The sequence below is a fragment of the Microbacterium algihabitans genome (genome assembly GCF_032464975.1).
Classification (GTDB): Bacteria; Actinomycetota; Actinomycetes; order Actinomycetales; family Microbacteriaceae; genus Microbacterium; species Microbacterium algihabitans.
Genome location: NZ_JAWDIU010000008.1, coordinates 27,352 through 43,578 on the forward strand (window position 1 = coordinate 27,352; position 16,227 = coordinate 43,578).

10 protein-coding genes are annotated in these 16,227 nt (G+C 67.4%); 4 read left to right on the top strand and 6 right to left on the bottom strand.

Features of this window, described 5'->3' with window-relative positions:
- Nucleotides 1-89 precede the first annotated feature (89 nt).
- The 3 genes from RWH43_RS16930 to RWH43_RS16940 are packed head-to-tail and all read left to right on the top strand — an operon-like array spanning nt 90 to nt 5,949.
- Complete coding sequence (locus RWH43_RS16930) at nt 90-2,570, top strand: alpha-L-rhamnosidase (RefSeq protein ID WP_316002043.1); 2,481 nt, start codon at nt 90-92, stop codon at nt 2,568-2,570.
- Nucleotides 2,567-3,694, top strand: coding sequence for a family 43 glycosylhydrolase (locus RWH43_RS16935; RefSeq protein ID WP_316002044.1), 1,128 nt, complete (start codon nt 2,567-2,569; stop codon nt 3,692-3,694). The genes RWH43_RS16930 and RWH43_RS16935 overlap by 4 nt, the downstream gene beginning before the upstream one ends.
- Before the next feature lie 41 nt (nt 3,695-3,735).
- A complete protein-coding gene (locus tag RWH43_RS16940; protein ID WP_316002045.1) occupies nt 3,736-5,949 on the top strand; it encodes a beta-glucosidase family protein in 2,214 nt (737 codons plus the stop codon).
- 135 nt (nt 5,950-6,084) lie between these two features.
- Here the strand turns inward: RWH43_RS16940 and RWH43_RS16945 are convergent, their stop codons facing one another.
- From RWH43_RS16945 to RWH43_RS16965, 5 genes are all read right to left on the bottom strand, one after another.
- The gene (locus RWH43_RS16945) at nt 6,085-8,328 is read right to left on the bottom strand and encodes an exo-beta-d-1,3/1,6-glucosidase (RefSeq protein WP_316002046.1); all 2,244 of its coding nucleotides are present in this window, start codon (nt 8,326-8,328) and stop codon (nt 6,085-6,087) included.
- A 20-nt stretch (nt 8,329-8,348) separates the two neighbouring features.
- The gene (locus tag RWH43_RS16950) at nt 8,349-11,132 is read right to left on the bottom strand and encodes a family 78 glycoside hydrolase catalytic domain (protein WP_316002047.1); all 2,784 of its coding nucleotides are present in this window, start codon (nt 11,130-11,132) and stop codon (nt 8,349-8,351) included.
- A 56-nt stretch (nt 11,133-11,188) separates the two neighbouring features.
- Nucleotides 11,189-12,022, bottom strand: a complete 834-nt coding sequence (locus RWH43_RS16955) for a carbohydrate ABC transporter permease (protein ID WP_316002048.1) — start codon at nt 12,020-12,022, stop codon at nt 11,189-11,191.
- Complete coding sequence (locus RWH43_RS16960) at nt 12,019-12,873, bottom strand: carbohydrate ABC transporter permease (RefSeq protein ID WP_316002146.1); 855 nt, start codon at nt 12,871-12,873, stop codon at nt 12,019-12,021. Before RWH43_RS16960 ends, RWH43_RS16955 begins: the two co-directional genes overlap by 4 nt.
- A 181-nt stretch (nt 12,874-13,054) precedes the next feature.
- Nucleotides 13,055-14,356: an ABC transporter substrate-binding protein gene (locus RWH43_RS16965; protein ID WP_316002049.1), complete on the bottom strand. Its 1,302-nt coding sequence runs from the start codon at nt 14,354-14,356 to the stop codon at nt 13,055-13,057.
- 232 nt (nt 14,357-14,588) lie between these two features.
- On the opposite strand from RWH43_RS16965, the gene RWH43_RS16970 reads away from it, so the two are divergent.
- Nucleotides 14,589-15,629 carry a LacI family DNA-binding transcriptional regulator gene (locus tag RWH43_RS16970; RefSeq protein WP_316002050.1) on the top strand — a complete coding sequence of 347 codons (1,041 nt, stop codon included), beginning with the start codon at nt 14,589-14,591 and terminating at the stop codon, nt 15,627-15,629.
- A gap of 143 nt (nt 15,630-15,772) precedes the next feature.
- On the opposite strand, the gene RWH43_RS16975 is transcribed toward RWH43_RS16970, so the two are convergent.
- On the bottom strand, nt 15,773-16,201 hold the full coding sequence (locus RWH43_RS16975) for an Ig-like domain repeat protein (protein ID WP_316002051.1): 429 nt from the start codon (nt 16,199-16,201) through the stop codon (nt 15,773-15,775).
- Between the last annotated feature and the right edge of the window lie 26 nt (nt 16,202-16,227).

Below are 16,227 nucleotides of genomic sequence, written 5' to 3' on the forward strand. Positions count from 1 at the left end.
TGAAGCGGCTAATCCTCCAATGCTCGACAAATGTCTCTTGTCATCTTGCTCGCTACGGCCGGTGCTCGGTCGAAAGGACCCTCAGACGCATGACGTCACCATCCTCCGTCTTCGTTGGAGCCATCCGTCCTTCACAGGAAGGAGACCCCGCAGCGTACTTCCGACGTGGCTTCAGCGTTAGCGAGGGGCTACGCCGAGCCGAGCTCGTCGTCACCGCACTTGGCGTCGTCGAGACGTACGTCAACGGTGAACGCCTCGGCGACGAGGTGCTCGCTCCAGGCTGGACGTCATACCGGCATCGCGTAGTCGCGCGGCGCCATGACGTGACCGCGTTGCTCCTACCGGGGGAGAACGCGTTCGGGGCGATCGTTGGCGAGGGCTGGGCCGTAGGTGCGCTGACCTGGGAAAACAATCGGCACAACTACGCCGACCGGCCCGCCCTCTATGCGCGCCTCGAACTCGTCTACAGCGACCACACCGAGATCATCAACGCCGACGGCGACGTCAGGGTCGGCGCGGGCGCGATCGTCTCCTCCGGGATCTACGCCGGAGAGACCTACGATGCTCGCGCCGAGCCGCATGGCTGGGCTCAGGCCGGATTCGATGACTCCGCCTGGGAACAAGCCATTCCCGTCAGCTGGGACATCGCGACCGTTACCGTCGACGACACACCACCGATCCGTCGTATCGAGGAGCTCGCCCCCGTCTCGATCACGACGAGCCCCTCGGGTCGCGCGATCGTCGACTTTGGCCAGAACATCTCCGGCTGGGTGCGTCTGCAAGTAAACGGGGAGGCCGGCACGACGATCACGCTGCGTCATGCCGAGCTGCTCACGCCGGCGGGGGAGCTCGAGATCGAGACGCTGCGCAGTGCGGCTGCGACCGACCGTTACACCCTCCGCGGCGGCGGCTCCGAAACCTGGGAGCCGCGCTTCACGTTCCACGGCTTCCGTTACGCCGAAGTTGATGGATGGCCGGGCGAGCTGCAGATGGAGGCGCTGCGAGCGGTCGTCGTGCACTCGGATATGGTGCGCACTGGGTGGCTTGAGACGTCGAACCCACTGGTGACGAAGCTGCATGAGAACACCGTCTGGTCGATGCGCGACAACTTCGTCGGCGTCCCGACCGACTGCCCGCAGCGCGACGAGCGTCTCGGCTGGACGGGCGACCTCAACGCCTTCGCCCCGACCGCGACCTACCTTTACGACGTGCGCGGCGTGCTCGGTTCCTGGCTGCAGGACCTGGCGGTCGAGCAGGCCGACACTGGGACCGTTCCGTGGACGGTGCCCGACGTCTTGCCGACGGGTTCCTCCGCGACCGCGCTCTGGAGTGATGTCGCGGTGAGCCTGCCCTGGGCGCTGTACCAGGAGTACGGCGACCTCGCGATCCTCCGCACCGCCTACCCCTCGATGACGGCTTTTATCCGCGAAGTAGAGGCCGCACTTGACGAAGACGGCCTGTGGGGGAGCGGCTTCCAATTCGGCGACTGGCTCGACCCGGATGCGCCGGCTGACAACCCGGCGGGCGGGAAGACAGATCGCTACCTCGTCGCTTGCGCCTACCTCGCCAAGACCACGCGCGAGATGGCCGAGACCGCACGCCTGCTCGGCGAGAGTTCGGACGCCGAGCACTTCAGCGCTCTGGCGAAGCGAGTGCGTGCGGCGTTCCGGCGCGAGTTCGTCACCGAGACCGGACGCGTCGTCAGCGAGTCGGCCACCGGCTACGCGCTGCCGATCATGTTCGACCTCCTCGAGGAGTCCCAGAAGCGGAAGGCCGGCGACAAGCTTGCCGAGATTGTCGCGCACTCGGGCTTTACCATCTCGACCGGATTCGCGGGCACTCCGCTGATCACCGACGCGCTCAGTAGCACCGGTCACCTCGAGGAGGCGTACGAGCTGCTGCTGCAGACGAAGAGCCCCTCCTTTCTCTACCCCGTCACGATGGGTGCAACGACGATCTGGGAGCGCTGGGACTCCGTTCTCCCGGACGGCACGATCAACGCCACCGGAATGACCTCGCTCAACCACTACGCCCTCGGCGCGGTCGCCGATTGGATGCACCGCGTCATCGGCGGACTCACTCGCACCTCGGCGGGCTGGCGGACCCTGACGATCGCTCCGCAGCCGGGCGGCGACCTCACGTCCGCCCGCGCCGTGCACGACACGGTGCTCGGTCGCGCGGAGTCGCACTGGCGAGCCGAGGGCGGCGAAATGCTCTTCGACGTCGTCGTCCCCGAGGGCGCCGCCGCGACCGTCGTGCCGCCGCTGCACCCCGACCGACTCAGCATCGAAGTCGGGCCGGGCGCGCACTCTTGGCGCTACCCGCTGCCCGCTGGGTTCGGCGAGGAAGCGGTGCTCTCGCTCGAGACGCCGATCAAGGACGTCATGAAGCACGACGCCACTTGGCAGGCCGTGCTCGACGTGATGCGCGCCTACTTCCCCGGAGTCCCCGTCGAGGCCGCCGGCAGCCACATGGGCGATCTTCCGCTCGGGATGCTCGCCTCGCGCCTGCCGCAGAACGGTGAGGCGATGGAGCGCGACCTGCTCGCGGTCCTGGAGACCGCACGATGACCACCGATCGGAAGGACGACGCCCCGATGACCCAGCCCTACGACTCCTTTCACCCCGGCCAGGTCTGGCTCGACACGAAGGGCGAGCGAATCCAGGCCCACGGCGGATCGATCTACTACGAGGACGGCGTCTACTACTGGTACGGCGAGAACAAGGAGAAGACGGTTCCCGGCAGCGGGATCTGGCACTGGGGCATGCGCGCCTACTCCTCGACCGACCTCTACAACTGGGAGGACCGTGGGCTGATCGTCCCGCCCGTCCCCGACGATCCGTCCTCACCGCTGCACCCCTCGAAGGGCGCCGACCGTCCGCACATCCTCTTCAACGAGAAGACGGCGAAGTACGTCTGCTGGATCAAGGTCATGGATGAGGAGGCGATGACCCAGTCCTCGGTGGTCCTCACCGCCGACTCCTTCCTCGGACCCTACGAGATCGTGAAGACCGGCCTGCGGCCCCTGGGCATGGACGCCGGCGACTTCGACCTCGTCGTGGACCCTGAGACGAAGAAGGCCTACTACTACTTCGAGAAGGTGCACACCGAGCTCATCTGCGCCGAGCTGACCGACGACTACACCGATGTCACGGGCGAGTTCAGCAGCCACTTCCCGCACCCGGGACCACCCTTCACCCGGGAGGCGCCGGCGCACTTCGAGCGCAGAGGCACCCACTACCTGATCACCTCGGGGACGACCGGGTACTTCCCGAACTTCTCCGAGGCCGCGATCGCGCCCGACCTCCACGGCCCATGGACCGTGCTCGGCGACACCCACCCCACAGACGCCTCGCGCACCTCGTTCCGCTCCCAGATCACCTCCGTCTTCCGCCACCCGGCGATCGACGACCTCTACATCGCGCTCGGCGACCGATGGCTGCCGCAGCTCCCCGAGGACATGCCGAACGTGTACGACTCCGTCGCCGCGATGACGGCGGGCGGCGGCGAGGCGCGCGCCGCGGACGCACAGGAGGCGTCCGGGGAGGACCGGGCGCGCATGGGTGAGATTATGGCCGCCGGCCGCGGTGAGAACACGGCGATCGCCGACTACGTCTGGCTGCCGATCCGCTTCGACGGCGAGAATCCCGTGATCGAGTGGCTCGACGAGTGGCGCCTGGACGACCAGCGCTGAACCGCGCACCCCACCACTTCACCACGATCTCAGGAGTTCCCGTGTCGATCACCGCATCCCTCACTCTCGAACAGAAGGCGGCGCTGCTGACGGGGGGTGGCTTCTGGTCGACCGCCGCCGCCCCCGGTCTTGACGAGATCGTCCTGAGCGACGGACCGCATGGTGTGCGGCGTCAACTCGCAGGGACTGATCACCTCGGGATGCACCACAGTGAACCCGCCACCTGCTTCCCGCCCGCCGTCGGCATCGGCTCGAGCTGGAGTGTCGAGACCGCATCCCGGCTTGGTGCCGCTCTTGCCCGAGAGTCGCGGGCCTTTGGCGTCGACGTTCTCCTCGGGCCCGGCGTGAACATCAAGCGCTCCCCGCTGGGCGGCCGCAGCTTCGAGTACTACTCCGAGGACCCGCTCATCTCCGGTGTGCTCGGATCGGCGTACGTGACAGCGCTTCAGGCCGGCGGCGTCGGCGCGTCACTGAAGCACTTCGCCGCGAATGACCAGGAAACCGATCGCATGGTGATCAGCTCCGACGTCGACGAGCGCACCCTCCGCGAGATCCACCTGTCAGCCTTCGAACGCGTCGTGACCGAGGCGAAGCCGGCTACCGTGATGTGCTCGTACAACAGGATCAACGGCGTTCCCGCCTCCGAGAACCGCCTGTTGCTGACCGAGATCCTCCGCGAAGAGTGGGGCTATTCCGGCCTCGTCGTCTCGGACTGGGGGGCGGTCCGCACCAGGGTGCCGGCACTGACGGCGGGTCTTGATCTCGCAATGCCCGAGTCGGGTGAGTACTCGGTCCGCTCCGTCGTCGAGGCTGTGCAGGCGGGCGAGCTCGACGAGGCGGTCGTCGACCAGTCGGTCGAGCGCGTCGCGGCGCTTCAAAGGTTCCGGGGCGCGGTCAAGCCGTTCAACGCGGAGGAGCACCACGCCCTCGCGCGCGAGCTCGCGGCAGATTGCGCCGTCCTGCTCAAGAACGAGGCTGGCGTGCTGCCTCTCGATCCGTCCGCGGATCTGCTCGTGATAGGGGAGTTCGCCTTGCAGCCTCGGTTCCAGGGCGGAGGCAGCTCGAATGTGAATGCGACAACTGTCGACGTCCCATTGGAGCGCCTTCGCGCCCGGGTGGAAGCGGCGGGAGGGAGCGTGCGTTTCGAGCGCGGCTTCAATACCGCTGCTCCTGATGAGTCGCTGCGGGCCGCGGCCGTTGACGCGGCGCGGGGTGCAGGTGTTGCTGTGGTCTTCGCCGGGACATCCGAGACGGACGAGTCGGAGGGGTACGACCGCACCACCCTTGAGCTGCCCGCCGAGCAGATCCTCCTTATCCAAGAGGTGTCGGCGGCGGCTGATCACACAATCGTCGTCCTCTCCAACGGCGGTGTCGTCACTCTGGGCGGCTGGCATGATGATGTCGATGCTGTTCTAGAGGGCTTCCTGCTTGGCCAGGGCGCAGGGGACGCGATCGCCGCGCTGCTGACCGGCGAGGCCAATCCTTCCGGCCGACTCGCGGAGAGCATCCCGCTGAGAGTTGAGGACAACCCCAGCTACCTTCACTTCCCGGGCGAGCAGGGACATGTCCGTTACGGCGAGGGGGTGATGGTCGGTTACCGCTACTACGAGACTGTCGGTGCGGCGGTCCAGTATCCCTTCGGGCACGGTCTCAGCTATACCGATTTCGAGGTGTCCGACCTGACTGTCGACGTGAGGGCCAGTGACTTTGCCCTCGCGCAGGTGAAGGTCACCAACGTCGGAGGTCGGACAGGTGGCTACGTCGTGCAGGCCTATGTCGCAACCGATGCGGGACCCGTGCGCAGGCCCCGTCGAACCCTCGCGCAGTTCGCGAAGGTCGTCCTCGAGGCGGGAGAGTCGCGACTCGTCGAGTTGCCGCTAGATCGCCGCGCCTTCGCTTACTGGGATGTCGAGCAACACGCCTTCGCGGTCGCCAGCGGCTCCTACACCGTTCAAATCAACGCTGATGCGTCCTCAGTCGTTCTTGCGGTGGACGTAGACCTCGAAGGAGATACTCCTGTGCGAGTCCTGTCCCTGCAGGACTCCGTGGGCGATTGGCTCGCCCACCCGGACGCGGGTCCCTTCGTTCTCTCCGGAATCGGCGCAGTGGCACGAGCCTCGGGCCGCGAGGTGACCGAGGACAGCGATGAAATGCGGATGATGGCGTCAATGCCCATGAATCAGGTCTTGAATCTGATGGGTGGGGCAATCGACGGAGATCGTCTCCTCGCCCTCGCAGCGGCGGACCGCCGCTGAGGGGGGCACTTGGTCCGCCATTCGCCGGAGCTGGATCGTGCTCATTGCATGTGAGCAGCACGCCCATGAGACCGGCGCGTTTGACTGCTACTGGAACATCACGGGTGTCGTGGTGGCGTGCTCAACGTGAGGTGATCAGGCCAGCTCGATCCGGAAGGTGGTCCGCGCGAGGTCCGCATCCCGGGAGCTGCGCCCGACGAGTAGGTCGAACGTCCCCGGCTCCACTCGCCGCACGCCGTCAGCGTCAACGAGGGAGCAGTCCGAGGCGGCTATCTCCAGCATGACATCGACCGACATCCCAGGCACCACGGTGGCCTGCGCGAAGCCTTTCAGCTCCCGTTCGGCCCAGGTGACGCTGGTGACCTGATCGGCGATGTACGCCTGTACCGTCTCGAGCGCTAGCCGGTCGCCGGTGTTCGTCAGGGTCACGGTCGCCCGGACAGTCCCATCGACAGCCACGGTCTCGCTCTCGAGCCTGAGATCGGAGTACTCGACGCTCGTGTAGCTGAGCCCCTCGCCGAAGGCGAAGAGGGGGTCTTGGGTGAGGTCGGCGTAGCGGTCGCCATGCTGGCCGCGGATCTGGTTGTAGTAGACGGGCAGCTGTCCGACGTGGCGGGCGAACGTGATCGGCAGTCGGCCAGTGGGTTCGATGTGGCCGAGGATCAGCTCGGCGATGGCGCGGCCGCCCTGCATGCCCGGGTTGAAGGCCTCGACGATCGCGGCGGAGTTCAGGATCGAGTCGGGCAGAGTCGACGGCTTGCCTTGGATGAGGACGACGATCACGGGTGTGCCGGTGGCGACGAGCGCGTCGACGAGGGCGGTCTGGCCGCCCTGCAACTCGAGCGTCGCGGTGGACTTGCCCTCTCCGGTGAGCGCGACGGTGTCGCCGACGACGGCGACTACGTAGTCGGCGTCGTGTGCGGCGGCGACAGCCTCCGCGATCAGATCGGCGTCGGGGGAGGCGGCGCGGAACAGGGGTGGGCGCGGCTGGCCGTCGGGGTAGGTCGCACCGGCGGGGTCGGGGACGAGGTCGCCGATGTCCGCGCCGCGGGCGTGCGTGATGGTCCAGCTCTCGGGTGCGGTGTCGCGGAGGCCGTCGAGGACGGTGCGGGTCATTTCTCGGGGGTGTCCGTCGCCCATCCAGTTGACCTGGCCGGATAGGCCCGCCCAGTCGCCGAGCTGCGCGTGAACATCGTCGGCGTTCGGGCCGACGACGGCGATGCGGGTCGGCTCTGCCGGGTCGAGGGGGAGGGTGCCGTCGTTGCGGAGGAGGACGAGGGAGCGGCGGGCGGTTTCGAGGTTGATCGCGGTGTGCTCGTCGGAGCCGATGACCGCGGCCTGCACCTCGGAGTCGGGGGAGCGGGGGTCCTCGAAGAGCCCGAGCTCGAACTTGAGCGCCAGGATGCGTCGGACGGCGTCGTCGATGAGCGCCTCGTCGAGGTCGCCGCGGGCGACGGCCTCCTGGGCTGCGACGAAGAACTGCGGGGTGTTCATGATCAGGTCGTTGCCGGCGCCGACGGCTACCGTCGCGGCCTCGATGTCGTCGGCGGCGACCTTCTGCTCCCAGACCATGCGGCCGACGTTGTCCCAGTCGGTGACGAGGGTGCCGGTGAAGCCCCACTCGCCCTTGAGGACCTCGTTCAGCAGCCACTGGTTCGTGGTGATGGGGATGCCGTCGATGGCCTGGTAGCCGAGCATGAACGTCGCGACGCCCTCGCGTGCGGCCTTCTCGAAGGGAGGCAGGAACCAGGAGCGCAGCTTGCGGCGGCTGAGGTCGGCCTCGGAGGCGTCGCGGCCGCCTTGGGTCTCGGAGTAGCCGGCGAAGTGCTTCGCGGTCGCGAGGACCGCGGTGCGGTCGGTGAGGCCGTCGCCCTGGTAGCCGCGGATCATCGCGGCGCCGAGTTCGCCGATGAGGTGCGGGTCCTCTCCGAACGTCTCGTCGACGCGGCCCCAGCGCAGGTCGCGGGTGATGCACAGGACGGGCGAGAACGTCCAATGCAGGCCTGTCGCGGCGATCTCGACCGCCGCCGCCCGGGCGCCGCGCTCGAGAAGGGCGGGATCCCAGGTGCAGGCCATGCCGAGCTGCGTGGGGAAGATCGTCGCTCCGGGCCAGAACGAGTGTCCGTGGATCGCATCGTCGGCCATCAGCAGTGGGATGCGCAGCCTGGTCGTGGAGACGAGGTCGCGCGCCTGCAGCATCCGCTCGGGGGAGGCGTGCAGCAGTGATCCGCCGAGCTTCCCAGTGACGAGGTCGGCGAGGTCGCCGCGCGCATCGAGCTGCAGCATCTGCCCGACCTTCTCCGCGAGGGTCATCCGCGCGAGCAGGTCGGCGACGCGCTCGGTGACGGGTAGGGCGGGGTCGAGGTACGGGGCGTTCATGTCGATTCCGTTCACGGGTGTCAGAGGGCGCTGAGCCGGTCGGCGATGCTCTCGAGCACTTCGGCGGGGATGCCGTCGAGCTCGGAGCGGAGGGTGCGCTGCGGTACCCAGCGGGTGCGGTGGCGGAGACGGTGCGCCGATGCGGGCGCATGAGCGTTCAGTTCTTCGACGAGCAGGTCATAGGCGCCGGCGCGGTCGATGACCTCGGAAAGAGCGCTGTCGGGCGAGATCGGTGCGGCTGGCCGCCTGACGGAGCCAGGAATTCGCCATCCGTGCGTTCCTGCTCCGAGCTCCTCGTTGGGGAGACCGGGTACGTCGATTTCGGCTGTGGTGTTGGCCGGGACCGTCACTTCGAGCAGGACGTCGTCGCCGTCGCGGCGCCAGGAGACCTCGGCCCGGCCGTACGGGGTGTCGTGAACGGCGCCGGCGTGGTCGAAGCTCGGCAGCAGCACGGGCGCGATGCGCAGGCGCCGGTAGCCGGGGGCGGCGGGGGCGAGGCCGGCGAGGCGGCGGTGCAGCCAGTCGGCGACGGCGCCGAAGGCGTAGTGGTTGAAGGAGGTCATGTCGCCGGGATTCACGCTGCCGTCCTCGAGGAGCGAGTCCCACCGCTCCCAGACGGTCGTCGCTCCCATGGTCACGGCGTAGAGCCAGGACGGGTTCTCGGTCTGCAGTAGCAGGCGCTCGGCGACATCGGCGTGGCCGCCGTCGACGAGGGCGTCCTGCACGAGAGGGGTGCCCACGAACCCGGTCGCCATCCGATAGCCCTCCCGGCGCAGCAGCTCGGCGAGGCGCTGTCCGAGGGTCTCGCGTGTGGAGGGGTCGCGGACGATGTCGTAGCGCAGGGCGACGGCGTAGGCGGTCGGTGCGTCGGACATCATCCGGCCGGCGGGGGTGAGGTACTCGGCGCAGAACGCGTCGCGGGCGCGTTCGGCGAGGGCGCAGTAGTGGTCGTGGTCGTCGTGGTGGCCGAGGGTGGCGGCGGCGGCGGTCACGAGGTCGAGGGCGCGGATGAGAGCGGCGGAGGCGACGAGGTCGGGGTCGGCGCGCACGTCCTCGGGGTGCTCGGGCGGTGCGGCGGGGTCGAGCCAGTCGCCGAACTGGAACATGCCCTCCCACAGCATCCGCTCGCCCGCGACGCGCAAGAGTGCATCGGCCCAGGCGCCCATCGACTCGTACTGCTCGGCTAGAGCACGTCGATCGCCGAAGCGCTCGTGCAGCACGCTCGGCACGACGACGGCTGCGTCGCCCCAGGCGGCGGCGGGGTAGGTGTCTCCGGGGAGGACCCAGGGGACGACGACGGGGCAGACGCCGTCATGGGCGGCCTGCTCGGCCGCCACGTCGCGCAGCCACGAGGAGAGGAAGGCGTCGCTGTCGTAAAGGAAGGACGCGGTGGGGCTGAACACTTGTACGTCGCCGGTCCAACCAAGGCGCTCGTCACGCTGGGGGCAGTCGGTGGGGAGGGCGAGGAAGTTGCCGCGCATGCCCCAGACGATGTTCTCGTGCAGCCGGTTCACGAGGGGGTTCGAGGAGTCGAACCATCCGGTGCGGCGCATGTCGCTGCCGATGACGATCGCGGTGACGCTCGCGGGTTCGAACTCGCCCGGCCAGTCGTCGATCTGGGCGTAGCGGAAACCGTGGAAAGTGAACTCCGGCTCCCACGTCTCGACCGCATCGCCCGCCAGGACGTAGCGGTCAGTTGCGGCCGCGAACCGGAGAGGTCGGAGGCCGAGCTCTCCGTCCTCGAGAACCTCAGCGTGACGCAGGGTCACCGCATGACCGGCATCTCCGGAGACGGTGATGCGGAGGCGGCCGACGAGGTTCTGCCCGAAATCGAGGATCGTATTCCCTGAGGGTGAGGTGAGCACCCTCTTCACGGCGACCTCGCCGGTGCGGCGGACCGGTTCCGCGAGCATCGCTTCTGGGGCCCGGTCGATACCCGTACTCGAGACGGGGGACCACGCGGAGTCGTCGAACCCTGGGGTGCTCCAGGCGCCGATCCGGCGGCGGGCGTCGTAGTGCTCGCCGGCGTAGATCCCGCTCGAGACAACCGGGCCCTCGTCGGTGGCGCGCCAGCCACTGCCGGTGGCGATGACGCGGGTCGAGCCGTCGGCGCGCACGAGCAGCAACTGCGCCGCGACGGAGGGCTGCTCGCCGTAGACGCGGCGGCCCTCGCCGGCGAAGCCGTACTCCTCTGTCCACCAGCCGCCGGCGAGACGGATCCCGAGGGCGTTGCGCCCCGGGACGACTAGCGCGGTCACGTCGACGGCATCGTGCACGGTGCGGTACTGGTACGACGACCAGCCAGGCTTGAGCACCGAGTCGTCGACGTCCTGTCCGTTGAGCTCGATCTGGAAGACGCCCTCCGCGGTGGAGGAGAGGTGCGCCGCGACGACGTCCTCCTCCGCATCGAACTCAGCCCGCAGCAGCGCCGGGGCGGCGACCACCGAGGGAGTGGCCAGACCGATGCGCTCGGCCACCCATTCGCCGTCAGCGAGGAACGTCGCAACGAAGCGCACCGGCTCGCTCCACGCCGTCGTCTCGCCGTTCGTGCTGGTCGCCTGCACCTCGAGGGTGTGAGCGGAATGCGGGAGCACCGGCGCGAAAGGCCAGTCGACGAACGAGGACTCGTCGCCCTCGATCTCGGCCACGTCCTCCCCGTCGAGCCGGATCCGGGCCGAGGCCTGCCACCAGCCTGGCGCGTCGACCACGGTCCAGCTCACCCGGGGGAGGGGAGAGTCGGCGTAGGCGCCGTCGGTGCGTCGGTCGATGCGGACGGTGTCGATGCGGGCGGTGGATGCGGACATGGTTCTCCTCGGGGAGGACGAGCGGCGGCGTCGCCGTTTGGCGGGTGAGCGGCGAGTCAGCCCTTGACGGCGCCCGAGGTCATGCCCTCGGTGATCTGGCGGTTGAAGAACACGTACATGACCAGCGGGGGGATGGTGATCAGCAGGATGTCCATGAACAGCAGGTTGAAGGCGCTCTGGGTCTGGCTCTGGAAGTTGTAGAGCGTGAGCTGCACGGTCGCGTTCTCGTCTCCCGGCAGGAAGTAGAGAGGGTTGGTGAAGTCGTTGAAGACGGCGACCGACTGCACGACGATGACGGTGACGACGACCGGCTTGAGCAGCGGCAGCACGACGGTGAAGAACAGCCGCAGCGGACCGGCTCCGTCGATGATCGCCGCCTCGTCGAGTTCTTTCGGGATGGTGGCGACGAAGGCGCGGAACAGCAGGACGCAGAACGAGAGGCCGAAGGTCGCTTCGATCAGGATCAGTCCGGGCAGGGTTCCGAAGAGCTCCATGCCCTGCAGGACCCAGATCGTCGGGACGACCGCTGGGGGAACGATGAGGCCGGCGAGGACGAAGAAGTTGATGACGCCGTTGAGCTTGGACTGCTTGCGCTGCAGGACGTAGCCGACCATCGCGGCCAGGACGACCATGACGAGGACGCTGGCGACAGTGAGCACGGTGCTGTTCAGGAACGCGCGGACGATGAGGCCGTCGCGGGTGGTGAGCACCGCGATGAGGTTGTCGAAGAAGACCCATTCCTCGGGCCAGGAGAACTGCAGGGCCGACGCGTCGGTGGAGGTCTTGGCTGAGGTGAGGACGATGAAGATGAAGGGGACGATGAAGACGACGAAGGAGACGACGATGGCGATGCCGCCGACGGTCCAGCGCTGGAGGGTGGCTCGTTTCACTGGTTCGCCTCGCTGCGGTTGAGCAGGCGGGAGATCGGGATCATGATCGCCGTGACGACGACGAAGAGGATCACGTTGCCTGCGGTGGAGAGGCCGTAGAAGCCGGCCTGGTACTGCTTGTAGATGACGGACGCGATCACGTCGCTGGTGAAGCCGGGGCCGCCCTTGGTCATCGCCCAGATGAGGTCGAAGGAGCGCAGGCCCCCGATGAGCGACAGGATGATGACGGTGCCGGTCGCCGGGGCGGCCAGCGGCAGAGTGATGTTGCGGAATTGCTTCCACGCGGACGCGCCGTCCATCTCCGCGGCTTCGTAGTACTCGCCGGGGATGGCGACGATGCCGGCGATGAAGATGAGCGTCGCAATGCCGACGCCCTTCCAGACGTCGACCGCGGCGACCGAGAGCAGGGCGAGCGACGGGTCGGTCAGCCAGCCGGGTCCCTTGATCCCGAAGACGCCGAGCGCGCCGTTGACGAGTCCGTCGAAGGGGTCGAGCAGTGCCTTGAAGGTGAGCCCGACGCCGATGGTCGAGACGAGCACGGGGAAGAACACGACAGCGCGCAGGTAGCCGCGACCGATGAGCTTCGAGGTGAGCAGCACGGCCAGGGCGAGGCCGATGACGACCTTCGCGGCGGAGGTGAGGAAGCCGTAGACGAAGGTGTTGATGAAGCCCTGGACGAGCTGGGGCTCCTGAAAGAACTGGACGAAGTTGTCGAAGCCGATGAACTCGATGTCGAACAGGGTCCAGCGGGTGAGGGAGAAGTAGAGCGACGCGAAGGTCGGCACTGCGAAGAAGACGATGAACAGCGCCGCCGCCGGGATGTAGAACCAGGACGGGTAGATGCTCTTCATCTTGCGGGACGGGCGGTTGCGATTTCGTTGCTTCGCGGCGGCCTCGAGGGGCACCAGCGGCGTCGTTGTCGTGGTCATGGTTCTCCAAAGAGGCCGGAGGCGGGCGATGGAGCGCCCGCCTCCGGGGTTCGAGGGGAAGGGTGGTGGTGGGCCGAACGAACCGCTCAGCCCACCGGCCGGGTCACCAGCCTTCGAGGCCGAGCTGCTGGGCCTGCTTCTTCACGTCGTCGTCGTAAGTCGCGGCGCCCTTAGCGGCGTCGCTGATGCCGGACCCGACCTCGACAGCGATGTTCTCGAGGTTGGGTCCCTTGATGGGGGAGAGGAATTCCAGCGCGGTGCCGGTGTCTCCCGAGTCGACGTACTTCTGGATGTCCGAGACGATCGTGGGCACGTCGTCCGGCAGCGCGCAGGCGCTGGTCGAGAAGGGGCCGTTGATGCCGAGGTTCTCTCCCTGCAGCGTGCAGCCCTCGGGGGAGTTGATGAACGCGACGAATTTCTTGGTTGCCTCGAGCTCGGCGCCTTCGACGCCCTTCGGGATGTAAACGGCTGCCGGCTCGAACAGGGTCAGGCGCGTGTCTGCGGCGTCGTCCGCGGGGATCGCGAAGAAGCCGATGTCGTTGACCGTGTCGGGGTTCAGCTTGGTGAGGTTCGCGACGATGAACGAGAGGGTGGGGTACTGGGCGCCCGATCCGTCTGAGAGCTTCGCGGCGGCGTCGTCGAAGGTGGCGGAGGCGAAGTCCTCGTTGAAGAGACCGGCGTCGGCGACGTCCTGCAGGTGCTGCCAGCTCGCGAAGGCGGGCTCGTCGGCGTATTTCGCCTCGTTGTCGGTGTACTTCTGGGCCCAGTCGGGGTCCACGGCGGTGACGTTGGCGAAGTCCGCGAGGATCATCAGCTGGCTGGTCCAGGTGTCGCCGTAGCTCTGGATGATCGGAGCGGCAGTGCCGGCGGCCTTGATCGCCTCGCTGTTGCTGACGAACTCGTCCCATGAGGTCGGCACCGAGAGACCAAGCTCATCGTAGATCTTCTTGCTGTAGGCGATGCCACCCGCGTTGCCGGTACCGATCGGCGCTCCGTAGAGGCCGTTCTCGCCGGAGGCGACGGTCTTGAAACCCTCTGTCAGCTCACCCACCCAGTCCTCGTCCGACAGGTCCGTGAGGGTCTGGTCGGGGTTGAGCGCCTGCAGCAGCGAGCCGGTGTTATAGCTGAACAGGTCGGGGACGTCGCCGGTGGAGAGGCGGGTCTTGATCAGGTTGTCGCCTTCGGTGCCGCCGGGTCGGGTGTCGACCTTCACGGTGATGTCCGGGTTCTCCTTCTGGAACGCAGCGATCGTTGCGTCGGCCATCGACTGCGGCTGGTCGCCACCCTCGATCAGCCAGGTGATCTCTGTCGACCCATCGGACGAACCGCCGGAGCCGGAGCAACCGGTCAGGGCGAGAGCGGATGCGACGCCCAGAGCGACGGCGGCGCTGATTCGGATGCTCATGGTGCGCTTGCTTGGCATTCTTTACCTCCTCGTAAAGACACTGAAATGTGCTGTGTAAACCGGTTGACGTTCGGGCCGAACCTCAGCGGCGGAACTCAAAGTAGCCACAGCCCGACCGGTGTGTCAACTGGTTTACGAAAATGTGATCGGTCGGCGAGGAACCTGTTAACCAGTTCACGTCCTCGGTACTCTTGGTCCGCCGGCATTGACATCGGTGGAGAAGGAGTGGGTGATGACTCTCGACCAGCAGGAGCACACAAGCTCCTTCCGCCGACCCTCGATGGATGACGTCGCGGCGGAAGCGGGCGTCTCCAAGGGTGCGGTGTCGAAGGTGATCCGCAACGCCTACGGGGTGTCCCCGGCGATGCGCGAGCGGGTCGAAGGGGCGATCGCCCGTCTGGGATACCGTCCCCGGATCGCGGCCCGATCGATGCGCGGTCCGAGCTTCACGATCGGCTTCGAGCTTCCGCAGCTCGGAAACGACTTCTTCAACCAGGTGATGCAGGGCGTCGGCGACACGCTCGCCGGCTCGCAGTACCAGCTGATCATGGCGCCGGGGATCGGCGAGCTCAGGGGTGCACCGGTACTCGAAGCCTTAGCGGATCGGCAGGTGGACGGGATCCTTGCGATCTCGCCGGAGGTGACGCCAGAGTGGCTGGAGAACCTCGCCCGCACCATTCCCCTCGTTCTGATCGGACGCCACGACGCCTCTGCCGCGTACGATACCGTGACGAACAACGACGCCGCTGGGGTCGGCCTGGTGATGGACCACCTTCGCTCCCTTACGCACACCAGAATCGCCCATTTGACCGTCAGGCCCGCGATCGATCAGGAGGGCGCGCGAGCGCCGCACGCGATCCGATTGACGACCTATCTGGATCGGATGCACGAAGACAGCCTGTCGCCTGAGGTCGTCTACTGCGACGCTTTCGAGATGGACGCCTACCGAGCGGCGAAGACCCTCATCGAGAAGCCCGATCCTCCGACCGCGATCGTCGCTGGGAATGACACTCTGGCGGTCGGGGCGCTGCGCGCTGTGGCGGAGGCTTCGGGAGCTCGTCGAGCGATCTCCGTCGTCGGCTACGACGACATCGACCTAGCCAGTCATCCCTTCTTCTCCCTGACAACGGTCAATCAGTTCGGCGTCGAGGCAGGCCGGGCGGCGATGACGATGTTGCTCGAGCGGATCCAGGGTGGCCGCAGTGAAGCGCGCCATTTCCAGCTCGAACCGGAACTGCGGATACGGACGTCCTCGCGCGTCGCCCCTGCCTGATCGTCTCCCTGTGCTGCCGCGCTCTCGAGCACGGTCGAAGGGGTTCGAGTTCTGCCGAAGCCGTTTCTGCGGATTGGCGGGGGACGGATGAAGGGGGTGGTGAGCATCGGCTCGCCACCCCCTTCGGGTCTTAGGTCGTCCGGTTAGCGTCTGACGACGATGACCGAGATGCCCTTCGCTGATGCGACGGTGTCACTTCCTCCGTAGGAGAGGGTGATCTTCTTCGTGCCCGGGCTGAACTTCCCGATCGGGATGGAGACTTTTCCGTTGGAGAGCGTTCCGGTGAAGGTCTTGCCGTCCACCTTGACGGTGACGGTTCCTTCTGCGGTGACGTTCTTCGCGAGCGGCTGGACCCTCACGGCGAGCGTGAAGGAGGTCGAGGTCGTTCCGGCGAGCTTGTTCGGCACGCCGATGACCAGGGCGGCCGACTTCACGAATACTGCCGCGCTCGTCGCGGTGCCGGCGGGGCCCCCGTTGGGGGCGGCGGGCCCGTCGGGGAACCATGCTTCGACGGGGGTGCTCCGCATCACTTCGACGTTGTCGTCGTCGTGCACGACGGCGGTGGCCCCCACGTGACCGAGTGGGGCAATACCGCTTT